This window comes from Bacillus sp. AFS041924, from assembly GCF_002577195.1.
Lineage (GTDB): Bacteria > Bacillota > Bacilli > Bacillales > Bacillaceae_G > Gottfriedia.
Map to the genome: position 1 here is coordinate 1 of NZ_NULG01000012.1, position 21,164 is coordinate 21,164.

The following is a 21,164-nucleotide window of genomic DNA, read 5'->3' on the forward strand; positions in this document are numbered from 1 at the left end:
AATTAATATTAGAGAATCGCTAATAAAAATAGAAAACAGCAATTAAAATCCCAAGAATCGCAAATAAGTTAAATAAATACCCATACCGGTTAAGGCATTAATACTTAAAAATTGATACTTTCAAATGGGAATGTAGCAAAATTGCTTTAATTTTATTTAAGCGGTTTAGATAATGGGGGAAAAGTCGCTATTTTTTACAGATATGATGTTAAAACCAGATTGTTAAGGAGCAACTTGATACTCCCTTTAGCCAATGCTCCACAAAGTGACAAAAAAAGGCGCCCACAAATCAGTTAACCTGACTTATGGGCAACCTATTCTTAGTTATATGTTAATCGCTCAACTGTATCCCGATCTAATCGTTTGATAACTTCTACGATTAATTTAACCGTATTTTCGTAGTCATCTCGATGCAGAATTCCAGCATGAGAATGAATATATCTTGTTGGAATTGTAATTGCTAATGCTGGTACACCTTTCATAGTAAGATGCATCGCACCAGCATCAGTTCCACCACCAGGCATTGCTTCATATTGATACTGAATTCCCATTTCATCTGCTACACCTGTAACAAATTCTCTTAAATCTTTATGAGATACCATTGATGCATCATATAAAACGATTTGTGGACCTTTACCTAATTTACCTTGAGCTTCTCTTTCAGATACTCCAGGCATATCTCCTGCAACACCAACATCTAATGCAAAACCAATATCTGGCTCAATTTTATATGTAGATGTTTTTGCACCACGAAGTCCTACTTCTTCTTGAACAGTTCCAACTCCAAATACAATATTAGGATGTGCTTGACCTTGTAATTGTTCTAAAACATCTATTGCAATGGCACAACCGATTCGATTATCCCATGCTTTTGCTAATAATAATTTTTCATTTTTCATCTTTTGAAATTCAAAATACGGAACTACTTGGTCACCAGGACGAACTCCAAATTCTAATGCTTCTTCTCTACTTGAAGCACCGATATCAATGAACATATCCTTAATATCTACAACTTTTCTTCTTGCTTCTGCACTCATAATATGTGGCGGCTTAGAACCAATAATTCCTGTAATATTACCTTCTTTTGTTGTAATGGTAACGCGTTGTGCAAGCATTACTTGTGACCACCAACCACCAATTGTTTGAAAACGTAAAAATCCTTTATCATCAATTTGTGTAACCATAAATCCAACTTCATCAAGATGTCCAGCAACTTCAATTCTTGGACCATTCGGATCACCGGTCTTAACTGCAATTAAGCTACCTAAATTATCTGTTACGACCTCATCAGCAAGTGGCGTAATATATTTTCTCATTACTTCACGTGGTTCATGTTCAAATCCAGCTACGCCGTTTGCATCCGTTAATTCTTTTAACATTTGTAACTTGGCATCTAAAGTAGACAAACTCATCCATCCTTTTTTAATTAAGATTATGTACATAGAATATTATACATTTTGGTATTCCATTTGACAAAATCTTTAGACTTTTCTTCAATTCACTCTTATCTTAATGAATAAAACATATAAATTTTATACTAATTTTCTCCCAATTATTTGTGGGGTATAATAATGAAGCTTACAAAGTGCTAATAAGAAAAATTTACCATTTGGAGATTAATATGATAACAACTTCTGCTTTATATAAAGAAGCAATTCAATTTATATCACAATGCTATAAAGAACTCGATCAATCCGATCAGTTAGAAAACCGTTTAAAAAGTATTGAACACGAGATTCAAGAAACTGGTTCTTACACTCATACATATGAAGAATTAGAGCATGGTGCAAAAATGGCGTGGCGTAACAGTAACCGCTGTATCGGTAGACTATTTTGGGATAAACTTCATGTTTTAGATGCTCGCCATATTAACGATGATAAAAGTATAGAGCATGCAATCTTGCATCATATAAAATATGCAACAAATTCGGGTAAAATTTTACCTACAATTACAATTTTTAAAGCGAATCTAGGAACAAACAATTCTCTAAATATCCATAATCACCAGCTATTACGTTATGCTGGCTATGAAACCGAAAATGGAATAATTGGCGACCCAAAATCGATCAAGTTTACAAAGGAATGTGAAAGGCTTGGTTGGAAGGGGGAGGGTACGAACTTCGATATTTTACCCATTGTTTATTCCTTAAATAATAACGAACCAAGATATTTCACGATTCCAAATGAAATCATTCTTGAAGTACCAATTGAACATCCTGAATTTGATTTTTCTTCTCTAAATGCAAAATGGTATGCCGTTCCAATGATTTCAGATATGATTCTAGAAATTGGTGGAATATCTTATAGTGCCGCACCGTTTAATGGATGGTATATGGGCACTGAAATTGGAGCTCGAAATTTTGCTGATGAATTTCGATATGATCTGCTTCCGAAAGTAGCAAATATTATCGGCCTAGATACAAAAAGAAATAGTACACTTTGGAAAGATCGTGCACTAGTTGAATTAAATATTGCTGTTTTGTATTCTTATAAAAAAAATGGTGTTAGTATTGTTGATCATCATTCTGCTTCACAACAATTTCTCCAATTTGAAAAACAAGAAGAAGCATGCGGCCGAGATCTAACCGGAAATTGGAAGTGGTTAATTCCTCCGATGTCACCTGCTACAACCCATATATTTCATAAGCGATATGATGATAATACGATTAAGCCAAATTTCTTTCCAAAATAATCATTGAATAACAAACCTTTTTGAACTGTCTCAATTGTAGCTATTCATTAAGGTTTTTTGTTTTATTTGATACAATATTATGTATCAGCAAAATTTTCCAATAATTAGTTAAAGGAGTAATTCAATGATTCTATATCAAAATGACAATATTACTGTATTTCAAAGTGCTTTGTATCAAACAAACTCAACTGTTGTAGCAACTGACGATTGTATCATCGTAGTTGACCCGACTTGGTTACCTCACGAAATAAATGAGATAAAAGAGTTTGTTGAATCCATTAAAAATGACCGTCCAATTTATTTATATTTTACTCATGGAGATTTTGATCACATTATTGGCTATAACGCATTTCCAAATGCTAAAACTATTGGAAGTGAAAATTTACATAACCATCCCGAAAAAGAAATTAAAATATCAAAAATTCGACAATTTTATAATGATAATTATATTCATCATGTTGAACCTATTGAGTTTCCAAGTGTTGATTTGATTATCAGTGAAGATGGTCAGGAAATTAAAATCGGGCAGACAACATTAACATTTTACCATTCTCCAGGCCATACGAAAGACGGCTTATTTCTCTATATTGAAAATTTAGGAGTTTGGATTACAGGGGATTATCTATCTGACTTTGAGCTTCCAATCGTATTTGATAGTGTAAAAAGTTATTATAATACATTAGATAAGGCAGAAGAACTGATTAGCAAGTTTAACCTTTCATTGTTAATTCCAGGTCACGGCCAAGTTTCATCAAATAAAGAAGAGATCGCTCATCGAATTGAATTAGGCAGAAATTACTTAAGAAGACTTCAAAAAGCAATACAGAATAATAATGAGGTAGAAATCAATTCATTAGAAAATGAATTTTTATTTCCATCTGCCTTCACAAAATTTTGTCATGAATCAAATGTAAAAAGCATGAAAAACGAATATAGTTTAGTTAAATAAGTCCATAAAAAAAATCCTTAACATATGTTAAGGATTTTTTTTATGAAATTATTTTAAGTTAGCTTTAGCAGCGTTTGCTAATTCAGCAAATGCTTTTTCGTCAGCTACAGCTAGATCAGCTAACATTTTACGGTTAACTTCGATACCAGCTAATTTTAAACCGTGCATTAAACGGCTGTAAGAAAGTCCGTTCATACGAGCAGCCGCGTTGATACGAGTGATCCATAATTTACGGAAATCACGTTTCTTTTGACGACGGTCACGGTAAGCATACATTAATGATTTCATAACTTGTTGGTTTGCAACTTTGAATAATGTATGTTTAGAACCGTAATAACCTTTTGCTAATTTAATAACCTTTTTACGACGAGCGCGTGTAACTGTACCGCCTTTAACTCTTGGCATATTGTTTCCCTCCTAGATATCTATCTAATACGTTTATCGTTCTTATTTCATGTTTGTAAGCATAAAGCGGATACGTTTGAAATCGCCTTTACTTACTAATGAAGCTTTACGTAATTTACGTTTTGCTTTTGTAGATTTGTTAGCGAATAAGTGGCTAGTGTATGCACGACCACGTTTTAATTTACCAGATCCAGTCTTTTTAAAACGTTTTGCTGAACCACGGTGAGTTTTCATTTTAGGCATATCGTGTTTCCTCCTCAAATAAATTACTTTTCGTTTTTAGGTGCTAAGACTAAGAACATACTACGACCATCCATTTTTGGATGTGACTCAACAGTTGCAACTTCTGCACAAGCAGTTGAGAAACGATCAAGTACTCGTTGTCCAATTTCCTTATGCGTAATAGCGCGTCCTTTGAAACGGATAGACGCTTTAACTTTATCGCCTTTTTCTAAGAACTTAATTGCATTACGAAGTTTTGTGTTAAAGTCATGTTCATCAATTGTAGGACTTAAACGAACTTCTTTCATGCTAATAATTTTTTGGTTTTTACGGCTCTCTTTGTCTTTCTTTTGTTGCTCAAAACGGAATTTTCCGTAGTCCATAATACGACATACAGGTGGTTTAGCCGTTGGTGCTACCATCACTAGATCAAGATTAACATTCGAAGCTAACTCAAGAGCCTCTTGTTTTGTCTTGATTCCAAGTTGATCTCCGTTAGGACCAATTAATCGAACTTCACGAGCACGAATTCCATCGTTTACCATCATGTCTTTGCTAATAGTAAAACACCTCCAAGGTATTGTAAGAATAATCTTAATTTGTATCGTTGAAGCAATCCAGACCCAACAAAAAAGTGTGGGCATATAAATACACCCACACTGACAGTATCAAAGTAATTAATGATTCTGTTACCTGATAACAGCATGTAGCGTCATCCAGGTGAGAAGCGGGTGCTTCTTCTTCAACAAATAAGTATTCTTTTCTTTCGTTACTATAACATAGCGACATGAGGTTGTCAATATTCGTATGCTTTGTTCGCAACGAAATTTATTATATCAAAGAAACTTATTTATGACAATGCTTTTTTTTATTATAAATTTTCATTTCAATTTTTCCTGCGAAAACTCTTGTAATGTATGTATTAGGACTCGTTCTTGAAAGATATTTTGAAGTGTAATAATTAAAGAAATATCGACTGATGAAGTGTATAAATGAATTCTTTTAGGAGCAATTGCCGTTAAAGGCACGATTAATTCGTTATCCATATATTCCCTATTTTCCACTCGGTTTCCATACTCTTTTAATACATCTTTCGAAAGAGGTAAGAATAGGTGATCATAAACGCTAAACTTCCCATCATAGACAATATGAACATGGGGTATAAGTGCATCTGTCTTAATAACTTGCTGTCTCAAATTCTCAATAAGATTTTGATATTCATTTTCTAATTTGTACTCATCTATTGCAATTTCACAAACATAGGCTAGCTGTTTATAATATTCCTTCAAGCGAAATGTTATAAAAGAATCAAAGCTAAAATTCACTCCATCTTTTATATACTCTGAAAGTGCATATGATACTAAATACTTACTTCTACGAATTTTTTTCTGATTTGGTATGCTTCTTCTAGTTCCTCTTAATAAGGATTGTGCAATAGGTATGATTTGACTTTGTTCGTCTTCCTCATAGAAAAAAGATGTATGTAGAATGGATTGGATCCATTTATCTTCTTTTTGAAGTAAAATAAATTGTACTAGTGTCGGAACTAAAATACTTTTTATTAAATCTTCAGTGTTTTGAGGAAATGTGATTAAAATTGAATTGATTTTGTGTCTTCTTAAAAAGTATGGTCTCGATTGCTTTTTTAAGCGTTTTTGTAATCGTTCGTAGACATAAGCTGCATCAATGGGTTCATTGAAAAAAATTTCAATCACCCTGTTCCCCCCTTTCTAGCACCACCTAGTCCTATATATATTAAAGAAATAATTAAAAAATGACGCAAAATCACATAGTTATTTGTGATTTTACGCCATTTTTTGTTTTTTTTAAGAATGTCTTAAATTTGAACCAGTAATCTTTACTGGTTTTGCTAAAAATTTAACTCGATCTACAATTCGTGCTGCTTTAACTCTTTCTTCTTCGCCACGCTGAGAATATGTTAAGTGATGCTCTAATTGACTTAAATCGGCATTAGAAGTAAAGAAGGTAGGCAGTTTTTCAAGCATACGATATTGAAGAATTGTGCCTAATATTTCATCCCTTGCCCAACTAGACATTTGTTCTGCGCCAATATCATCTAACATAAGAATCTCCACTTTTTTTACAGCTTCAATTTTCTCCTCTAACGTTCCATCACTAATCGAGCTTTTTAGTTCACGTAAAAATTCTGGTAGATACACGAGCATTGAAGTTATTTCAACTTCAGCTAATTCATTTGCTATAGCCCCAAGTATATAAGTTTTTCCAACCCCAAACGGACCATGTAAATAAAGTCCTTGAGCCATTTTTCCTTTTTCATAACCCATAATAAACTGTCTTGCAGCAGAAATTGCTTCAAAACGACCTGGATCTTCTAATGACAAGTTTGACATGGTAGCTTGAAGTACGTCTTTTGGTAAATACATGCATTTAATCAATGACTCATGTTTTTTGCGTTTATCATTTTTAACTCCATTTGGACAACGATCATATTGAACATCGATTCGCTTCCCTTGAATAATCAGATGAGGGTGATAACCATGCACCATATTTTTGCATTCGTTAAAAGATGGACATTCTTCACAATTTACACTTTGACCAATATACTCATAAAGCTTAACTAAGCTACTGTCAATCATTTGATCCGTAATTTCATTTTTATGCTCATTTAAAAATGAAACAATTTTTGGGTGACTTCGGACTTCTTGTCGCATTTTTTGGAATGTGTCCTGGAATTGTTTATTCTTCATTAATGCGCTAAATGCGTTTTGAATTGGTTCCACTAGCGTCCTCCCATCTAACGTTTCTTTTTATTTTTAAACATTTCTAGTTCTTTTTCTAATCGCTTTCGTTCTTCATCAATTGAAGAATCATTTTTGGTTTTACTTGGTGCTGGAGCATTCTGTGAATCATTCGAATCATTTGTTGTATTCGGTGATTGAAGCCAATCAGGTACAATCTCTGTTCGAATTGATTTATTTCGTCTATTACTTGAACGAGCTTTTGCAGCAGTTGCACTTTGTTTAGTTTCTTCAAACTCTTTGCGGGCAAGTTCCATCGCTTGCTTAACTGTTGTTACACCTTTACGAGCCCAATGGCTAGCGATCTTTATTACGTAATTTCTAGAAAGCTTTTTATCTAAACGAATCATCACGTAGTCAATTAACACATTAGCTACACCGGGAAGAAGTTTTTGATCAACCATGATTTCTTCAATAATCTTCAAATCAGCTTCACTCGGTTCAGCACCGCCTGAAATCTCCTTTAAGTATTGACGAGGAGATATTGTTTCAAAGCAATGAATTAATTTCTCTTCTTGGGTCGATGGCTGTTCCTTGACCATTTGTCTATGCTGAATTGGTTGAACTTTTTCAACGATCGTTGGCAATGCTTCATGATGTTGGAATTGATACCAATCTCTAGCTTCAAGTCGAAGAGTCTCAATATTAATTTTATTCTCTTCATTTAGTGAACGCATTACAATTGTTTTCATTTGAATTGGATTAATTCCATATAAAAATGCAAGCTTTAAAATGGTTTCTTTCACTTCTAACGTAAATGATCTTTTTGGAACAAACGAATCAGAAAGTCCGTCTAAAAATAAATCATAGTCAAACTCTTCCATTTTGACAGATATTTTAAGTGGCTGATTTTCTTGTAAAATTCTACTTTCATTTGGTGTAGTAAGATCGGTACTTTGTTGTATTTCATTTAATTGCTCAATCGTAATTGTTTGAAATACGGAATCAAATGAACGCGATATCTCACGAAACCCTTCTTTCGAAAATGCTTGTCTACTAAAAAAGTTTTTTGTTCGTTGATATTGTGTTTTTCCAATTGTTTTAAACAGAAAGATATTTAGAATAGGATCTTCGAAAAAAGAATGAGGATCTAGCGGAGATTGAAGCTCATATAGAAGCTTTTTTGTACTATTTTCAAATCCTTCATAAACTTTAAGTAAGCCGATTCCTTCAAGGATTAATCTTTGTTCATAGATTGATTTTAAATTACTTTTCATACCAAGCATTAAAGAATGATGTGTTAACGTATTAGGATTGAGATCCGTTTGCTCACATTCACTCCATAGCGTCATATATAAACTTAAAGCTTGACTACCAATTATTGGTTGATATAACATGGTCAATACTTGTCTATGAAAATTATGTAAATACCCCGCTGCCATAACAGTATAAGGATCCGCAGGAAGAACATCCATCCAATGTTGCTTATCAATAGACATTCAAACCATTCCTTTCTTGTATCAAAAGAGCGAAGTATTATTCGTCTTTACCTCGCTCTTTGTTAATTAAATCTTTTAATTCATCAATGAATACATTAATATCTTTAAATTGACGATAAACGGACGCAAAACGTACGTATGCAACTTCATCAACCTTAGATAAATGCTCCATGACCATTTCACCTAAAACTTCACTCGGAACTTCTGATGTTCCACTATTTTTCAGTTCTTTTTCAATGCTATTAATAATGTCCTCTAGCTGAGATAAAGAAACCGGACGTTTTTCACACGCTTTAATTAGTCCCCTTAACATCTTATCTTTACTAAATTCTTCGCGAGCTCCCTCTTTTTTCACAACTAAAATAGGATTATCTTCAACTCGCTCAAAAGTTGTAAAACGATGTTGACATTCTTCACATTCACGTCTTCTTCTAATTGAACGGCCTTCATCAACTGGCCTACTATCAAGTACTCTTGTCCCATTAAAGTTACATGTTGGACATCTCATCGTTATAGTTCAACTCCAAACACTTAATTGTTTAAACGTATTATTATAACTCTATACTATAACAAATTCAAAATAAACTAAAGTTTATTTCAAAAAAGTCACATAACCTATTTTTCTTCTTTTATAATATTTAGTTAACGTAAATATCTTTCACTATGTAAAGCATGTTCATTCTCCGACAGACTATGTAAAAATCGCATTATTCGATTAAGACTACTCGCTGATTGGCGAGCCTTTAAGCGAAGACAGAAGCGTAGTTCCACTTATCCTTTATTCCTAAAATTGGCCACCACGACCACGGAGAATGAACTTCTTCGTTGCCATTTTATACTTTCTTAAAGTGAAACAAAAAAGAGAGATGAAAAATCACCTCTCTCAATTCTTTTTAGTTACCGTTTACAACTTTTACATTATTAACTTGAATGGGACCCATTCCTCTTGGTAGCTCAACGTTTTCACGAGTATCAGCTTCTAAAGCCTCTGCGATAAAGTTTGCAGCTACATTCGGATCAATTCTATCACCGCAAGTGTAAACATCAATACTTGCATAACCATGCTCAGGAAAACTGTGAATAGTTAAGTGTGATTCTGAAATGATTACGACACCACTAACGCCATGAGGAGCGAACTTGTGAAAAGCAACTTCACGAACTTCTGCACCAGAGCGTAACGCAGCATCTACAAAAGTCTCCTCAATAAATTTCATATCATTTAATTTTTCTGTATTGCATCCCCATAATTCTGAAATGACGTGACGACCCATAGTATCCATATTCATTTCCCCCTTAAATAATTTGTCATGACTTCTATTGCGAAAGTATGATCAACTACCACGGGGGAAAGTTAGTCCAAAGAGGTCCTAACCCTTTAAGTAGTTAGTTATACTTTTAGAAGTTCACGAAAGTTAGTATACTTTTTTTAAATTTGAATTGCAAGATAAATTTTATTTTTTTGTTATTTACTGGATTAATTGTGAAGAAAATGGGTCAGGAAAATATTAAAGGTCCTTGGATGCAACGATTATTTAAAGGTTAAAAAAGAATCAAAAAAGAGGTTAATAAGAGCAGAAAAGATAGAGAAGTTTCGGGATATTTTTTACAAACAGAAATCTTTAAAGATTCCCCAAAAACCAACATACTTATCTTGATTTCAAGTCAAAATATACTTTAAACACAGACTCTATAAAATAAGTAATAAACTTGATTATGATCAGACTAGTTGATTGGAACGAAAGGCGCCGAGGATGCTCAAAAATCTCGCCCCATGGAAAGCGAGCTCCTGTAGTGGAGTTCTTCATTCATAGATAGTAAGACATCTATTTTTTTTTGCACCATCAATCATTAGTATGACACTTTTATTTATCATACAACTTCAAAAAGACTAACTAGATAAACTAGTTAGCCTATTGTATTCGTTTACATAATTTTATAAGTAGCGTACTATTTTTTAATTTTTAAACTGTTTCAAGCTTTTTTATTTTTGATGCAACGATTGACACTAAGTCAACTACGCGTCTTGAGTAGCCCCACTCATTATCATACCAAGCTAATACTTTAACTTTAGTACCATCGATTACCATTGTAGAAAGAGCATCAATAATTGCAGAGTGCGTATTTGTATTAAAATCAATTGATACTAATGGTTCATTGCAATATTCGATAATTCCGTTCATTGAACCTTTAGTTGCTGTTTCAAATACTTCATTAATCTCTTCAACAGTAACTTCTCTCTTTAAATCAACAACTAAGTCTACAAGAGACACGTTTGGAGTTGGAACACGTAATGCCATACCATGTAACTTTCCGTTTAAATGTGGAAGTACTTTAGATAATGCTTTTGCTGCACCAGTAGTTGTTGGAATAATTGACTGACTGCAAGCACGTGCACGACGTAAATCTTTGTGTGGATTATCGATATTTTTTTGATCATTTGTAAATGAATGAACTGTTGTCATTAAACCATTAACAATACCAAATTGTTCATCTAATACTTTCACAACTGGCGCTAAACAGTTAGTTGTACAAGATGCATTTGAAATAATATGATGTTTTTCTAGGTCTAATTTATCATCATTTACTCCAATTACTACTGTAATATCTTCATTTTTACCAGGCGCTGTTAAAATTACTTTTTGAGCACCAGCAGTAATGTGCATTTTTGCTTTCTCAGCATCATTAAATTTACCTGTTGCTTCAATAACTATATCAACATTTAGCTCGTTCCATGGAAGTAACTCTGGATTTCTTTCACTAATTAATTCCACACGCTTACCATCAACGATTAAATGATCTGCATTTGCAATTACTTCTCCATCAAATTTGCCATGTACTGTGTCATATTTAATTAAGTGCGCTAAAGTTTCAGAAGGATAGCTTGCATTAATTGCTACGATATTATAATCTCCATTTTTGATTGCTTGACGGAAAACCATGCGTCCAATTCGACCAAATCCATTTATTGCTACATTTACCATAAGTAAACCCCCAATTAAGTTATACTGTTTATTTATATCCCTGCAATTAGTATAACACATAACTCGGATTTTGGTTAAACTATTTACATTATTTTATTAAATAATTTTATTTAATAGGTCTATTACTTGTCTTTTTGTATCCTTAAAGTCACCATTGTTATCAATTACATAGTCAGCTCTTGCTGCTTTTTCCTTTACAGGTATTTGAGATGCTATACGCAAAAGTGCATCCTCTTTCGATAATTCATTTCGAGCCATCAAACGTTTTAGTTGATTTTCTTCTGATACTGTCACTACGATAACTTTCTCCACCAACTCAATCGAATTACCTTCATATAAAAGTGGTATATCTAAAATAACAAGCTGTTCACCTTGATTTATGTATCGATCTGCTTGTTCCTTCATTTCTCGTCTTACTTCCGGATGTACGATGTCATTTAATTGTAAGCGCTTTTCTTTATTATTAAAAATAATACTCCCGAGAAGCGGTCTATTAATTTCACCAGACTCTAAAAGAATCTCACTTCCGAAAGCTTCAACAATGTTTTTATAAGCAGGTTGTCCAATTTCAACAACCTCTTTTGCAATTAAGTCTGCATCAATAATTGGTATATTTAGTTCCTTTAAGAAACTAGAAACTGTACTTTTTCCACTTGCAATGCTACCAGTTAGTCCAAAAATTTTACCCATGTTTTTACTCCTCACATTCGATGAAGAGGTCCAAATGGAATAACTTCCATTCGGATACACTCTTTCACTTTATATATTACATCTTCATTAATCCAATTAAAATTAAAAAAACACCTGGTAAAAAGGTTAACTTTTGAAGCCATAATGTTTTCGATAACACATTTCCTAATTTCATACCAAATAATAAGAATAAAGCACTTGCAGTTGATGTTACTAACGCTGTCAATAATGGAGAAAATCCAAGTAATGATGCACCTATACCAGCCCCAAAGGCATCAAGTGAAAGTGCAAAGCCAAGTAACATTGCTTCTAATCCATTAATACTCCCTGAACGATCTATGTCTGCAGTTGTAGGCTTCTTTAGTATTTTTATAACTACACCAAGAATTTCAAATTCCCAGTCAATCCCTTTATCTTCTAACTCATTTTTCTCTTCTATTGTTGAATTTGCACTTTTATTCGATCGGTAAAATTGAAAAAGTACCCATAAACCTATACATACAAGTACAAATCCTCCGATTTTTTTCGCTATGCCTGGTGAGAAAAAGTCTGTAATTGCATGCCCAATGCCCATTGATGTCATTAGTATGATCCCTGAACAAGATGCAATTGTAATAATTGATTTTAAAGGAATTCTTACTTTTCGAAGTCCATAAGTAAATCCAACACTGCAGCTATCTAAGCTTAGCGCGCATGCTAGTAGTATTAATGATAGCATATTTACCATAAAAATAGGCTCCTCTCTTTCGTACTCTCGTTATAGTATGAAAGAAAGGAACCTTATGTTAATTTTTTTTAGGCTGACAGACCGGGCAATAAGAAGTTCCCCTGCCACCTACTTTTATTTTTTCGATTGGTTGGCCGCAATTATGACATTCTAAATCCTTTCGACCATACACTTTAATGATATCTTGAAAAGTTCCAACTTTCCCTTGAGAATTTACATAAGAACGAATTGTGCTTCCGCCTAAATCTACAGCTTCTTGTAAAGTTTCTGTGATTGTTTTGGCTAACAATTTTATTTGTTCTGGCTTTAATGACGATGCAGGTGTTTCTGGATGAATCTTAGACCTAAACAAAACCTCATCAACATAAATATTGCCTAAACCAACTACTAAATTCTGATCTAGTAACACGACTTTAATTTTTCGATTTGTATTTTTAAGCTTTTCCCCCAAATAATTGGCAGTAAACTCATCAGAAAATGGTTCTGGGCCTAGTTTAGCAAGCGGTGGTCCTTCATTCTCTTCACCTTTAATAAATAAATGCATTGTGCCGAATTTACGAACATCTTGATAACGTAATTCTGTGCCATCATCAAATAAAAATCGTACATGGGTATGAGGTGCAACAGGTTCTTCGGTTGGGAAAACGCGAAATTTCCCTTCCATTCTTAAATGTGAAACAAGTGTAAAATCATTTAGTTGGAATAGTAGAAACTTACCCCGGCGATTTATATTTTCGATTTTCTGACCTTTAAGTAAAATCTGAAACTCATCTACTTCATTAGGTTTTTTAATTATTTTTCCCCACGAAACGATTACTGTTGAGATTGTTTTCCCTACTACTAAACCAAGTAAAGTACGTCTAACCGTTTCAACTTCTGGTAATTCAGGCATACGAAGTCATCCTATCTTTTTATTTTGCTTCAAACCAAGACTCCCCAAAATTATAATCAACCTTTAATGGCACTAGTAATTCAACTGCATGTTCCATTACTTCAGGTACGATTTTTTCTAAAGTAGCTAATTCTTCTTTTGGAGCTTCTAAAATCAATTCATCGTGTACTTGTAAAATTAATTTTGCCTGAAGCTTTTCAGCTTTAAGACGTTCATCCAGTAAAATCATTGCCTTTTTAATAATATCCGCTGCACTACCTTGAATTGGAGTATTCATTGCTGTTCTTTCGGCAAATCCGCGGACATTGAAATTAGAGCTTGAAATCTCCGGTATGTAACGACGTCTATTTAAGATTGTACTTACAAATCCATCTAACTTAGCTTTTTGAATAATGTCTGACATATAATCTTTTACTTTTGGAAAACTAGCAAAGTATTTTTCAATAAATTTAGCTGCTTCTTTTCTTGTAATGCCTAATCCTTGTGATAATCCGTAATCACTAATACCGTACACGATTCCAAAGTTAACAGCTTTCGCTTGTCTTCTCATATTACTTGTTACTTCATCCGCACTAACATGGAACACATCCATTGCAGTCTTAGTATGAACATCAAAATCATTTTTAAATGCTTCCATTAAATTATCATCTTGTGCTATATGGGCTAATACCCGTAATTCAATTTGAGAATAATCCGCTGCAAAAATGACCCAATCTTTTTTAGAAGCAACAAAAGCTTTTCTAATTTTTCTACCTTCTTCTAAACGAATGGGAATATTTTGGAGATTAGGATCAATTGAGCTAAGACGACCTGTTTGTGCCAATACTTGATTAAAACGAGTATGAACTTTTGAATCTGATTCATTTATAACTTTTAATAACCCTTCTACATAGGTAGAGTTTAATTTACCAACTTGACGGTAGTGAAGAATTAATCGAATTATTTCATGCTCTGACTCTAACTTTTCAAGAACATCAGCAGAAGTTGAATAACCTGTTTTTGTTTTCTTACCAGAAGGTAAATTTAATTTTTCAAATAATATTACACCTAATTGCTTAGGCGAATTAATATTGAATTTTTCTCCAGCCAATTCATATATATTTTCTTCAAGTTGTTTTAAAGTATTTGCTAACTCGGAACCCATTGTACGAAGTGTGTCTTCTCTAACAGTTACGCCTTCAAATTCCATATCACCTAAAATAAAAGTTAATGGTAATTCTAATTCTGTTAATAGTTCATACTGACTATTTTTTCGTAAGGTTTCTTCTAATGTTTCTTTTAATTTGCTTATAGCAATTGTTTTACGAACAATATACTCTGCTAAAATTTCATGTGATGGTTTAGCTTGTTTTGCGCCCTTACCATAAACTGATTCAGCAGTTTGAATTGAAAAATCTATTTTACCATTTACTATATCCGCAAATTCTTTATTAGACTGGGCAGGGTCATATATATATGAAGCAAGTAACGGATCGAAATTGACTCCATTTAAATTAATTCCTCTCCACTTGAGTGAGACATAAGCACCTTTTGCATCATATACATTCTTGTTAACATTCTCATCTTCAAGCCATTTTTTAAATAAGTCTGATTCTAAGCCTACATTTGCTGGAATAAAGAAATGACCTTTTTCGTTCAAAAGTCCAAATCCTTGGATTTCCTCTGTATGATAATTTTCTCCGATCATTTCTACGATTAAGCTTGAATAGTCGGCTAAATGTTTTTCCTCTATCGAATCTAGTACCTCATATTCAATCTCTTCTAGTTCTTCAACTGATTCTGTGACATCTAATTTAGCTAATAATGAGGTAAACCCAAGAGATTTAAAAAATTCCGCAACTTTATTTAAATCAGCTTCCGGAAGTATTGTATCGTTTACCGTGAGTTCAATTGGTGAATTTGTATTAATCGTAGCTAATTCCTTACTCATTAACGCTTGCTCTTTATTTTCACTTAAATTTTGAAGAAGCTTTGCCCCACTAACTTCATCTATCTGTTCATAAAGACCTTCAACAGTTTGAAATTGTTTTAAAAGCTTAATTGCAGTCTTTTCTCCAATACCAGGAACACCAGGAATATTATCAGACTTATCACCCATTAGTCCTTTCATATCAATAATTTGCTCAGGTGTAATCTCATACTTTTCAAGAATCGCTTCAGGTGTATATTCTTCAACTTCAGTAATACCCTTTTTCGTCATACTTACAGTAATTCGATCATCAACTAATTGTAATAAATCTCGATCTCCAGAAATGACCTTTACTTCGTAATCATCTTTAGAAGCTTGACCTGCAACTGTACCAATAATATCATCCGCTTCATAATTTTCTAATTCATAGCGCGCAATACCATATGTATCTAATAGCTGACGAACAAGTGGAAACTGTTCACTTAACTCTGGTGGAGTCTTTTGTCTTCCACCTTTATACTCTTTAAATGTACTATGTCTAAATGTAGTTTTTCCTGCATCGAATGCAACAAGCATATGACTCGGCTTTTCGTCTTCAAGAATCTTCATCAACATCATCGTAAATCCATAAATTGCATTTGTATGGACACCCTTATCATTACTCAAAAGAGGCAATGCAAAAAATGCCCTGTAGGCAATACTATTCCCATCAATCAAAACTAATTTCTTCTTCAAATTAAATCCCCTTCCTATAACAAATCTCACTCTACTTTTTATGTATAAAGTCTTAATTTTTAATAAAATTAATTTTTTTCCTTCATTTCCCTGCTTCTAATATTTTAACATGAACGATTGATAAAAGAAAAAGAGGTCGTCTTTGATTCGGCATTTAAAAGTATTTATTCACTCAAATTGAAAGTTGAATAATTTATGACTTTTAAGAATGAATCTAAGACAACCTCTATAATTAATCTAAATCGAATATTTCTCGTTCAAAAATAAGTTCAACACTTGCACCTTCAATTGCTTGCTGATTGTTTACAACCTGATGAAGACGCCAGCCACTTTTAGCATAGTTCCCTACAACATCATAATAATGTCGATTTGATGATTTAGTATTAACTTTTACAGATTCGTATTCGTACATCTATAACCACCCTCCGATGTATGACTCTACACTCATAATTTCCCCAAAAATTATAAAAGTAATATGATCAAATAAAGAAAACTCATCGACTGACAAATTATTTAGGCAGAGGCGTAGTTGCACTTTTCTTTTTATTTCTAAAATTGCCTGCCACGTCTTGTATGATTCCTCGCTGCCAATTTAATAAAAAATGTATCCTCTAGTATGGACACCTTTGAGAAAAATTAAAACTTTAAAAGACATAAAAAAATCCCGGAAGTATAACTACTCCCGGTTTAAGACAACTCCTTGGATGAAGGGGTTTTCAACATAACTATAACAATTTTTTATTAATGATAAATAAACATAATGTAAAATCAATGTAAATGTTACATTGAAATCTATTTATTTAACGTTACGATAAATGTTGTCCCATGGCCTAATTTGCTCTCTACTTCGATTTTGCCTTTATGAGCTTCGACAAGATGCTTTACGATTGCTAGTCCTAAGCCAGTTCCTCCGGAGTTCCTACTTCTTGCTTTATCTACTCGGTAAAAACGTTCGAAAATACGAGAAATATCTTCTTTTCCGATTCCAACCCCAGTGTCATTTACCTTAACAACAATATGATCTGCTGACTCAGAGGCAGTAATAAAAACTTTGCCACCAGCTGGAGTGTAATGAATTGCGTTATCCACTAAATTAATAAACACTTGTTTAAGCCTTAAAGAATCGGCGGTTACAACTAATGGACTATTCAAATAAAATTTGAAATCTATATTCTTCTCTTCTGCTTTCTGATTAAGCATTTGCTGCAAATCTTCAATCAGTTGTTTTACTGAGACTTCTGCAAGATCTAATTTAAAATTCTGTTGCTCAATTTTTGAAAGGTCTAACAAATCTTGGATTAGAGTTTGCATTCGATCACTTTCCGATAAAATGATCGATAAGAAGTTTTTACACAGTTCTTCATTTTCCATCGCTCCATCTAGAAGTGTTTCAGTAAAACCTTTAATAGATGTAATCGGTGTCTTAAGTTCATGAGACACATTTGCAAAAAAATCTTTTCGAACCTGCTCTAACTTCTTTAATTCACTAATGTCATGGAAAACTAGAACGATTCCTTTCCACTCGTGATTGATTCCAATAATTGGTGCACCATATATTTCAAAATGTTTTCTTTCTATTGTTAATGGTAGAATAATTTGCTTTCTAACTTTTATTTCCTTTAAAAAGATTTCTTCTACAATTTCAATTACTTCTTTATGTTTAAAGGCATCATAATAAAGTTCACCTAAAATACTTCTCGAATCAACTTTGAACGTTTCTCGATATGTTTTATTAATTAAATTTACATGTCCTCTACTGTTTATTAAAACAACACCACTACCAATGTTATGGATTAATGTGTTTAATCGATCTTGCTGCATTTCTTGCTGAGACGTCATTTCCTGAAGATTTTTTGCAAGTACGTTCATTGCTTGACTTAACATTGTCGTCGATTCATTACTTTCAGTAAGTGTTCTAGCTTTATAATTCCCTTTTGATAACTCAATAGCAACTTGTGTAATATCCTCAATAGGTTTCGAAAATTGATGCGAGTATCGTATCAGCAAAATAATAATTGCAATTAAAACAAAACCTAATAATGAAAATAATAACATCCAAATACTACGGTACACTTCTTTTATCGATTTAGTTGAATAATCAATGACTAAAAATTGCTTATTTCCTTGTCGATCTGTTATTTTCTTCCCGTAATATTTAGCTGAAGAATCTTTTTCTTTAAATTTAGCAGCATTCTCTAATTTATCGAGTCGATCTAAATAAGATTTTAAATTTTTTGATGTGATATTTAATTCTACATTTTCATTGCTAGATTTAGCGATAAGATTATAACGATCATCAAATAATATAATATCTATATTTAAGTCCTTTGATATTTTCTTTAACGTTTGATTAGATATATTCTTTGTTAATGGTGTATTCGTCTCCATTATAGAGGCAATTAAATTAGTCTCTCGCTCAATCCTTTGATCATAATTTGTCAGATAAAACGATTTAAAAATTTGTCCTAGTACAATTCCTAAAATCACAAGAATAATGATAATAATTGTAGAAAATCCAAAAAGCAATTTTCGATTTAGGTTACTCATTTAATCTTGGTTCCTCTAATTTATACCCTAATCCACGAATTGTTTTTATATAAACTGGTTTTTTCGAGTCTAGTTCTATTTTTTCTCTTAAATGACTAATATGAACGTCAACTATTCTAGTATCTCCAGCAAAATCATAATTCCAAACAGCGCTTAATAATTGATCTCGAGTTAATACTCTACCTTTATTTTTAGTTAAATATAATAATAACTCAAATTCCTTAGGTGTTAATTCTAGTTTTTCACCTTGGAAATATGCTTCATAGTATTCAGGCAAAATTTTTAAATCTGCTATGATTAGTGTGTCAGTATCGTCATTTGATTGTACCGGTGTTTCAGTAATCTTAGCTCTTCTTAATATCGCCTTAACTCTCGCAACAACTTCTCTTGGGCTAAATGGCTTTGTCATATAATCATCTGCACCAAGTTCAAGTCCTAAAACTTTATCAAATTCATCGTCTTTTGCTGTAACCATTAAAATCGGCGTAGTATTTCTTTGTAATCTTAATTCTTTACATACTTCCATACCATCCTTTTTAGGTAACATTAAGTCTAAAACAATTAATTCCGGCTTTTCTTCTATAGCCTTTTGTAAACCTTCTTCTCCATCCGAAGCTGCAACAACTTGAAAGCCTGCTTGTTCTAAATTAAATTTGATTAAGGTTAAGATATGCTCTTCATCGTCTACTACAAGAATTTTATTGCTCATTTCATATTCCTCCAGGTCATAATTAAACCCTCATCCATTTGAATCACATATTTATTTATCTATATCTACTTTTTAATCATACTAGAAATTCTATCAGACGTAAAACTTAAATAGTAATCAGAAAAACAGGAAGGTCAATTAATATATTCTTCACTTGATGTACGTTTACATTATTAACATGTTTTTTGTGAACAAAAAAAAGAATGCCATCGCGACATTCTTTTAAAAGTTTTCATATAGTAAAGCATTTGATTGATTTACTGTTGGTGGAATAACAACTAGTTTCCCATTTGCGATTTCAGTTTGCGTCTTATTTAAAACGCTTACATTAATCGTTACTTCATTTAGCTCTGAATGAATATCAACAATTTCAAAATGAATTGAAATTGTTTCATTGTGGTATATATGCTGATCAAATTGAAGTTCTTTTTTGATTACGTGACTTCCTGGTCCAGGTAAGTGTTTTGTAACTGCTGCAGAAATTAATCCACTAATAATAAAACTTGGAACAATCGGTTTGTTATATTTTGTTTGTGACGCATAATTGTATTGTGTATATAAAGGATTTGTATCGCCTGTTAAAGCCAGGTATAAGTAAATATGTTTTTCATCAATATGTTCTGTTACAATTAACTTTTCTCCAATGGAAATATCTTCAAGTTTTCGTCCGATTTTTGCTTTTTTAGTTAACATATTAAACCCCCTGTTTATCTTAATATTTTAAAAATTCGATAAACAACAGCGAATTTCCTTCTATATCGGCAAAATTTTTCAAAAAAATTTTTAAAAAATCGCAATACATGTCTAATCATATATTTTCCCTTTATAGTAGATATAATTCCATACTTCTTCCTTAATTACTATCTCAACAAACATTGCATGAGTTTGTTGCATAAAAAACTTGTATATACTTATATCGTAAATCGTCATTCAAATGGATATTTTTGGTATAATTTAGAAGATTAGAAAGTTTAAGTTAGCAAAGGTGAAAAGGAGAGAAGCAAATGTCATATATCGTTGATTTTAAAGATGTATCTACGGTTGGTTTAGAATCTTCCCCTGTAGTAGATGCGCTTGCTGGTTTACGTGCTAATGAAGCTCGTTATTTTATGAACAAGTACAAGCATGAATTTACTGTTGTACCTGCTGGCGAGAGTCAAGAGACGCTTGATTATGTGCACCGAATTTTGAAGGAAGAACGCGATATCGAGTTCGCAGCTAAACCTTTAGAAACTTCACGTTTTCAAGTGGAAAATATAAAATTTACTTATGTCTTTTATGAAGACGGACTATCGGTTAATGTAATGTATACAGTTGATGACCCTAAAAAACGTGCAGTTGGATTTAAACTTTCTGATGGGATGGATATACCAAAGGAGTTAGTAGAGAAGTTTAAATTTGCTAGACAGAAGTCCAAACTAGCTGGAACAATTCGTGGCTCGTATTTTGTCATTAAAGGTGCATATTAATTAACCTGGAGTTCAAAG

General features: G+C 32.7%; 21 protein-coding genes and 1 other annotated feature. Of the genes, 3 read left to right on the forward strand and 18 right to left on the reverse strand.

Going from position 1 to position 21,164, the window contains the following annotated elements:
- Nucleotides 1-320: 320 nt before the first annotated feature.
- Nucleotides 321-1,412 (reverse strand): M42 family metallopeptidase, encoded by a 1,092-nt coding sequence (locus tag COC46_RS04235; protein ID WP_369700014.1) that lies wholly within the window; start codon nucleotides 1,410-1,412, stop codon nucleotides 321-323.
- 209 nt (nucleotides 1,413-1,621) lie between these two features.
- Between COC46_RS04235 and COC46_RS04240 the strand changes: the two genes are divergently transcribed.
- Together COC46_RS04240 and COC46_RS04245 are read left to right on the forward strand one after the other, a co-directional pair.
- Nucleotides 1,622-2,692, forward strand: a complete 1,071-nt coding sequence (locus COC46_RS04240) for a nitric oxide synthase oxygenase (RefSeq protein WP_098808512.1) — start codon at nucleotides 1,622-1,624, stop codon at nucleotides 2,690-2,692.
- Between the two features lie 124 nt (nucleotides 2,693-2,816).
- Entirely contained in the window at nucleotides 2,817-3,641 is an 825-nt protein-coding gene (locus tag COC46_RS04245) for an MBL fold metallo-hydrolase (protein ID WP_098808513.1), read from the forward strand.
- Nucleotides 3,642-3,689: 48 nt separating this feature from the next.
- Here the strand turns inward: COC46_RS04245 and rplT are convergent, their stop codons facing one another.
- The 17 genes from rplT to COC46_RS04330 form a co-directional block, all read right to left on the reverse strand.
- Nucleotides 3,690-4,046 carry a 50S ribosomal protein L20 gene (gene rplT / locus COC46_RS04250; RefSeq protein WP_025568430.1) on the reverse strand — a complete coding sequence of 119 codons (357 nt, stop codon included), beginning with the start codon at nucleotides 4,044-4,046 and terminating at the stop codon, nucleotides 3,690-3,692.
- 42 nt (nucleotides 4,047-4,088) lie between these two features.
- A complete protein-coding gene (gene rpmI, locus COC46_RS04255) occupies nucleotides 4,089-4,289 on the reverse strand; it encodes a 50S ribosomal protein L35 (RefSeq protein WP_025568429.1) in 201 nt (66 codons plus the stop codon).
- A gap of 23 nt (nucleotides 4,290-4,312) precedes the next feature.
- Nucleotides 4,313-4,816: a translation initiation factor IF-3 gene (gene infC / locus COC46_RS04260; RefSeq protein ID WP_069034593.1), complete on the reverse strand. Its 504-nt coding sequence runs from the start codon at nucleotides 4,814-4,816 to the stop codon at nucleotides 4,313-4,315.
- Nucleotides 4,817-4,890: 74 nt separating this feature from the next.
- Nucleotides 4,891-5,017, reverse strand: a sequence feature (ribosomal protein L20 leader region).
- A 132-nt stretch (nucleotides 5,018-5,149) separates the two neighbouring features.
- The gene (gene ytxC / locus COC46_RS04265) at nucleotides 5,150-5,983 is read right to left on the reverse strand and encodes a sporulation protein YtxC (protein ID WP_098808515.1); all 834 of its coding nucleotides are present in this window, start codon (nucleotides 5,981-5,983) and stop codon (nucleotides 5,150-5,152) included.
- Nucleotides 5,984-6,094: 111 nt separating this feature from the next.
- Entirely contained in the window at nucleotides 6,095-7,030 is a 936-nt protein-coding gene (gene dnaI, locus COC46_RS04270) for a primosomal protein DnaI (protein WP_098808516.1), read from the reverse strand.
- 14 nt (nucleotides 7,031-7,044) lie between these two features.
- Entirely contained in the window at nucleotides 7,045-8,487 is a 1,443-nt protein-coding gene (locus COC46_RS04275) for a replication initiation and membrane attachment family protein (RefSeq protein ID WP_098808517.1), read from the reverse strand.
- A 37-nt stretch (nucleotides 8,488-8,524) separates the two neighbouring features.
- Complete coding sequence (nrdR, locus tag COC46_RS04280) at nucleotides 8,525-8,995, reverse strand: transcriptional regulator NrdR (RefSeq protein WP_098808518.1); 471 nt, start codon at nucleotides 8,993-8,995, stop codon at nucleotides 8,525-8,527.
- Between the two features lie 385 nt (nucleotides 8,996-9,380).
- The gene (gene speD, locus COC46_RS04285) at nucleotides 9,381-9,767 is read right to left on the reverse strand and encodes an adenosylmethionine decarboxylase (RefSeq protein WP_088068549.1); all 387 of its coding nucleotides are present in this window, start codon (nucleotides 9,765-9,767) and stop codon (nucleotides 9,381-9,383) included.
- 681 nt (nucleotides 9,768-10,448) lie between these two features.
- Nucleotides 10,449-11,468: a glyceraldehyde-3-phosphate dehydrogenase gene (locus tag COC46_RS04290; RefSeq protein WP_098808519.1), complete on the reverse strand. Its 1,020-nt coding sequence runs from the start codon at nucleotides 11,466-11,468 to the stop codon at nucleotides 10,449-10,451.
- 96 nt (nucleotides 11,469-11,564) lie between these two features.
- Nucleotides 11,565-12,158: a dephospho-CoA kinase gene (coaE, locus tag COC46_RS04295; RefSeq protein ID WP_098808520.1), complete on the reverse strand. Its 594-nt coding sequence runs from the start codon at nucleotides 12,156-12,158 to the stop codon at nucleotides 11,565-11,567.
- Between the two features lie 76 nt (nucleotides 12,159-12,234).
- Nucleotides 12,235-12,885 carry a sporulation membrane protein YtaF gene (gene ytaF / locus COC46_RS04300; protein ID WP_098808521.1) on the reverse strand — a complete coding sequence of 217 codons (651 nt, stop codon included), beginning with the start codon at nucleotides 12,883-12,885 and terminating at the stop codon, nucleotides 12,235-12,237.
- A gap of 58 nt (nucleotides 12,886-12,943) precedes the next feature.
- Nucleotides 12,944-13,777: a DNA-formamidopyrimidine glycosylase gene (gene mutM, locus COC46_RS04305; RefSeq protein ID WP_098808522.1), complete on the reverse strand. Its 834-nt coding sequence runs from the start codon at nucleotides 13,775-13,777 to the stop codon at nucleotides 12,944-12,946.
- A gap of 19 nt (nucleotides 13,778-13,796) precedes the next feature.
- Complete coding sequence (gene polA / locus COC46_RS04310) at nucleotides 13,797-16,421, reverse strand: DNA polymerase I (RefSeq protein WP_098808523.1); 2,625 nt, start codon at nucleotides 16,419-16,421, stop codon at nucleotides 13,797-13,799.
- 232 nt (nucleotides 16,422-16,653) lie between these two features.
- Nucleotides 16,654-16,833, reverse strand: coding sequence for a DUF4177 domain-containing protein (locus COC46_RS04315; RefSeq protein ID WP_098808524.1), 180 nt, complete (start codon nucleotides 16,831-16,833; stop codon nucleotides 16,654-16,656).
- 380 nt (nucleotides 16,834-17,213) lie between these two features.
- On the reverse strand, nucleotides 17,214-18,968 hold the full coding sequence (gene pnpS, locus COC46_RS04320) for a two-component system histidine kinase PnpS (protein WP_098808525.1): 1,755 nt from the start codon (nucleotides 18,966-18,968) through the stop codon (nucleotides 17,214-17,216).
- Nucleotides 18,961-19,677 carry a response regulator transcription factor gene (locus tag COC46_RS04325; RefSeq protein ID WP_098808526.1) on the reverse strand — a complete coding sequence of 239 codons (717 nt, stop codon included), beginning with the start codon at nucleotides 19,675-19,677 and terminating at the stop codon, nucleotides 18,961-18,963. Before COC46_RS04325 ends, pnpS begins: the two co-directional genes overlap by 8 nt.
- A gap of 222 nt (nucleotides 19,678-19,899) precedes the next feature.
- Nucleotides 19,900-20,370 carry a MaoC/PaaZ C-terminal domain-containing protein gene (locus COC46_RS04330; protein ID WP_098808527.1) on the reverse strand — a complete coding sequence of 157 codons (471 nt, stop codon included), beginning with the start codon at nucleotides 20,368-20,370 and terminating at the stop codon, nucleotides 19,900-19,902.
- 311 nt (nucleotides 20,371-20,681) lie between these two features.
- Between COC46_RS04330 and COC46_RS04335 the strand changes: the two genes are divergently transcribed.
- Nucleotides 20,682-21,146, forward strand: a complete 465-nt coding sequence (locus COC46_RS04335) for a phage tail protein (RefSeq protein WP_098808528.1) — start codon at nucleotides 20,682-20,684, stop codon at nucleotides 21,144-21,146.
- The last annotated feature ends 18 nt before the right edge of the window (nucleotides 21,147-21,164 follow it).

What these genes read in the sequence shown, in the direction of transcription:
- COC46_RS04335 (WP_098808528.1), top strand. Translation starts at nt 20,682, where the DNA reads ATGTCATATATCGTTGATTTTAAAGATGTATCTACGGTTGGTTTAGAA.
- COC46_RS04315 (WP_098808524.1), bottom strand. Translation starts at nt 16,833, where the DNA reads ATGTACGAATACGAATCTGTAAAAGTTAATACTAAATCATCAAATCGA.
- COC46_RS04330 (WP_098808527.1), bottom strand. Translation starts at nt 20,370, where the DNA reads ATGTTAACTAAAAAAGCAAAAATCGGACGAAAACTTGAAGATATTTCC.
- pnpS (WP_098808525.1), bottom strand. Translation starts at nt 18,968, where the DNA reads ATGAGTAACCTAAATCGAAAATTGCTTTTTGGATTTTCTACAATTATT.
- nrdR (WP_098808518.1), bottom strand. Translation starts at nt 8,995, where the DNA reads ATGAGATGTCCAACATGTAACTTTAATGGGACAAGAGTACTTGATAGT.
- COC46_RS04275 (WP_098808517.1), bottom strand. Translation starts at nt 8,487, where the DNA reads ATGTCTATTGATAAGCAACATTGGATGGATGTTCTTCCTGCGGATCCT.
- mutM (WP_098808522.1), bottom strand. Translation starts at nt 13,777, where the DNA reads ATGCCTGAATTACCAGAAGTTGAAACGGTTAGACGTACTTTACTTGGT.
- infC (WP_069034593.1), bottom strand. Translation starts at nt 4,816, where the DNA reads ATGATGGTAAACGATGGAATTCGTGCTCGTGAAGTTCGATTAATTGGT.
- COC46_RS04235 (WP_369700014.1), bottom strand. Translation starts at nt 1,412, where the DNA reads ATGAGTTTGTCTACTTTAGATGCCAAGTTACAAATGTTAAAAGAATTA.
- rpmI (WP_025568429.1), bottom strand. Translation starts at nt 4,289, where the DNA reads ATGCCTAAAATGAAAACTCACCGTGGTTCAGCAAAACGTTTTAAAAAG.
- speD (WP_088068549.1), bottom strand. Translation starts at nt 9,767, where the DNA reads ATGGATACTATGGGTCGTCACGTCATTTCAGAATTATGGGGATGCAAT.
- COC46_RS04325 (WP_098808526.1), bottom strand. Translation starts at nt 19,677, where the DNA reads ATGAGCAATAAAATTCTTGTAGTAGACGATGAAGAGCATATCTTAACC.
- rplT (WP_025568430.1), bottom strand. Translation starts at nt 4,046, where the DNA reads ATGCCAAGAGTTAAAGGCGGTACAGTTACACGCGCTCGTCGTAAAAAG.
- ytaF (WP_098808521.1), bottom strand. Translation starts at nt 12,885, where the DNA reads ATGGTAAATATGCTATCATTAATACTACTAGCATGCGCGCTAAGCTTA.
- coaE (WP_098808520.1), bottom strand. Translation starts at nt 12,158, where the DNA reads ATGGGTAAAATTTTTGGACTAACTGGTAGCATTGCAAGTGGAAAAAGT.
- COC46_RS04240 (WP_098808512.1), top strand. Translation starts at nt 1,622, where the DNA reads ATGATAACAACTTCTGCTTTATATAAAGAAGCAATTCAATTTATATCA.
- COC46_RS04290 (WP_098808519.1), bottom strand. Translation starts at nt 11,468, where the DNA reads ATGGTAAATGTAGCAATAAATGGATTTGGTCGAATTGGACGCATGGTT.
- COC46_RS04245 (WP_098808513.1), top strand. Translation starts at nt 2,817, where the DNA reads ATGATTCTATATCAAAATGACAATATTACTGTATTTCAAAGTGCTTTG.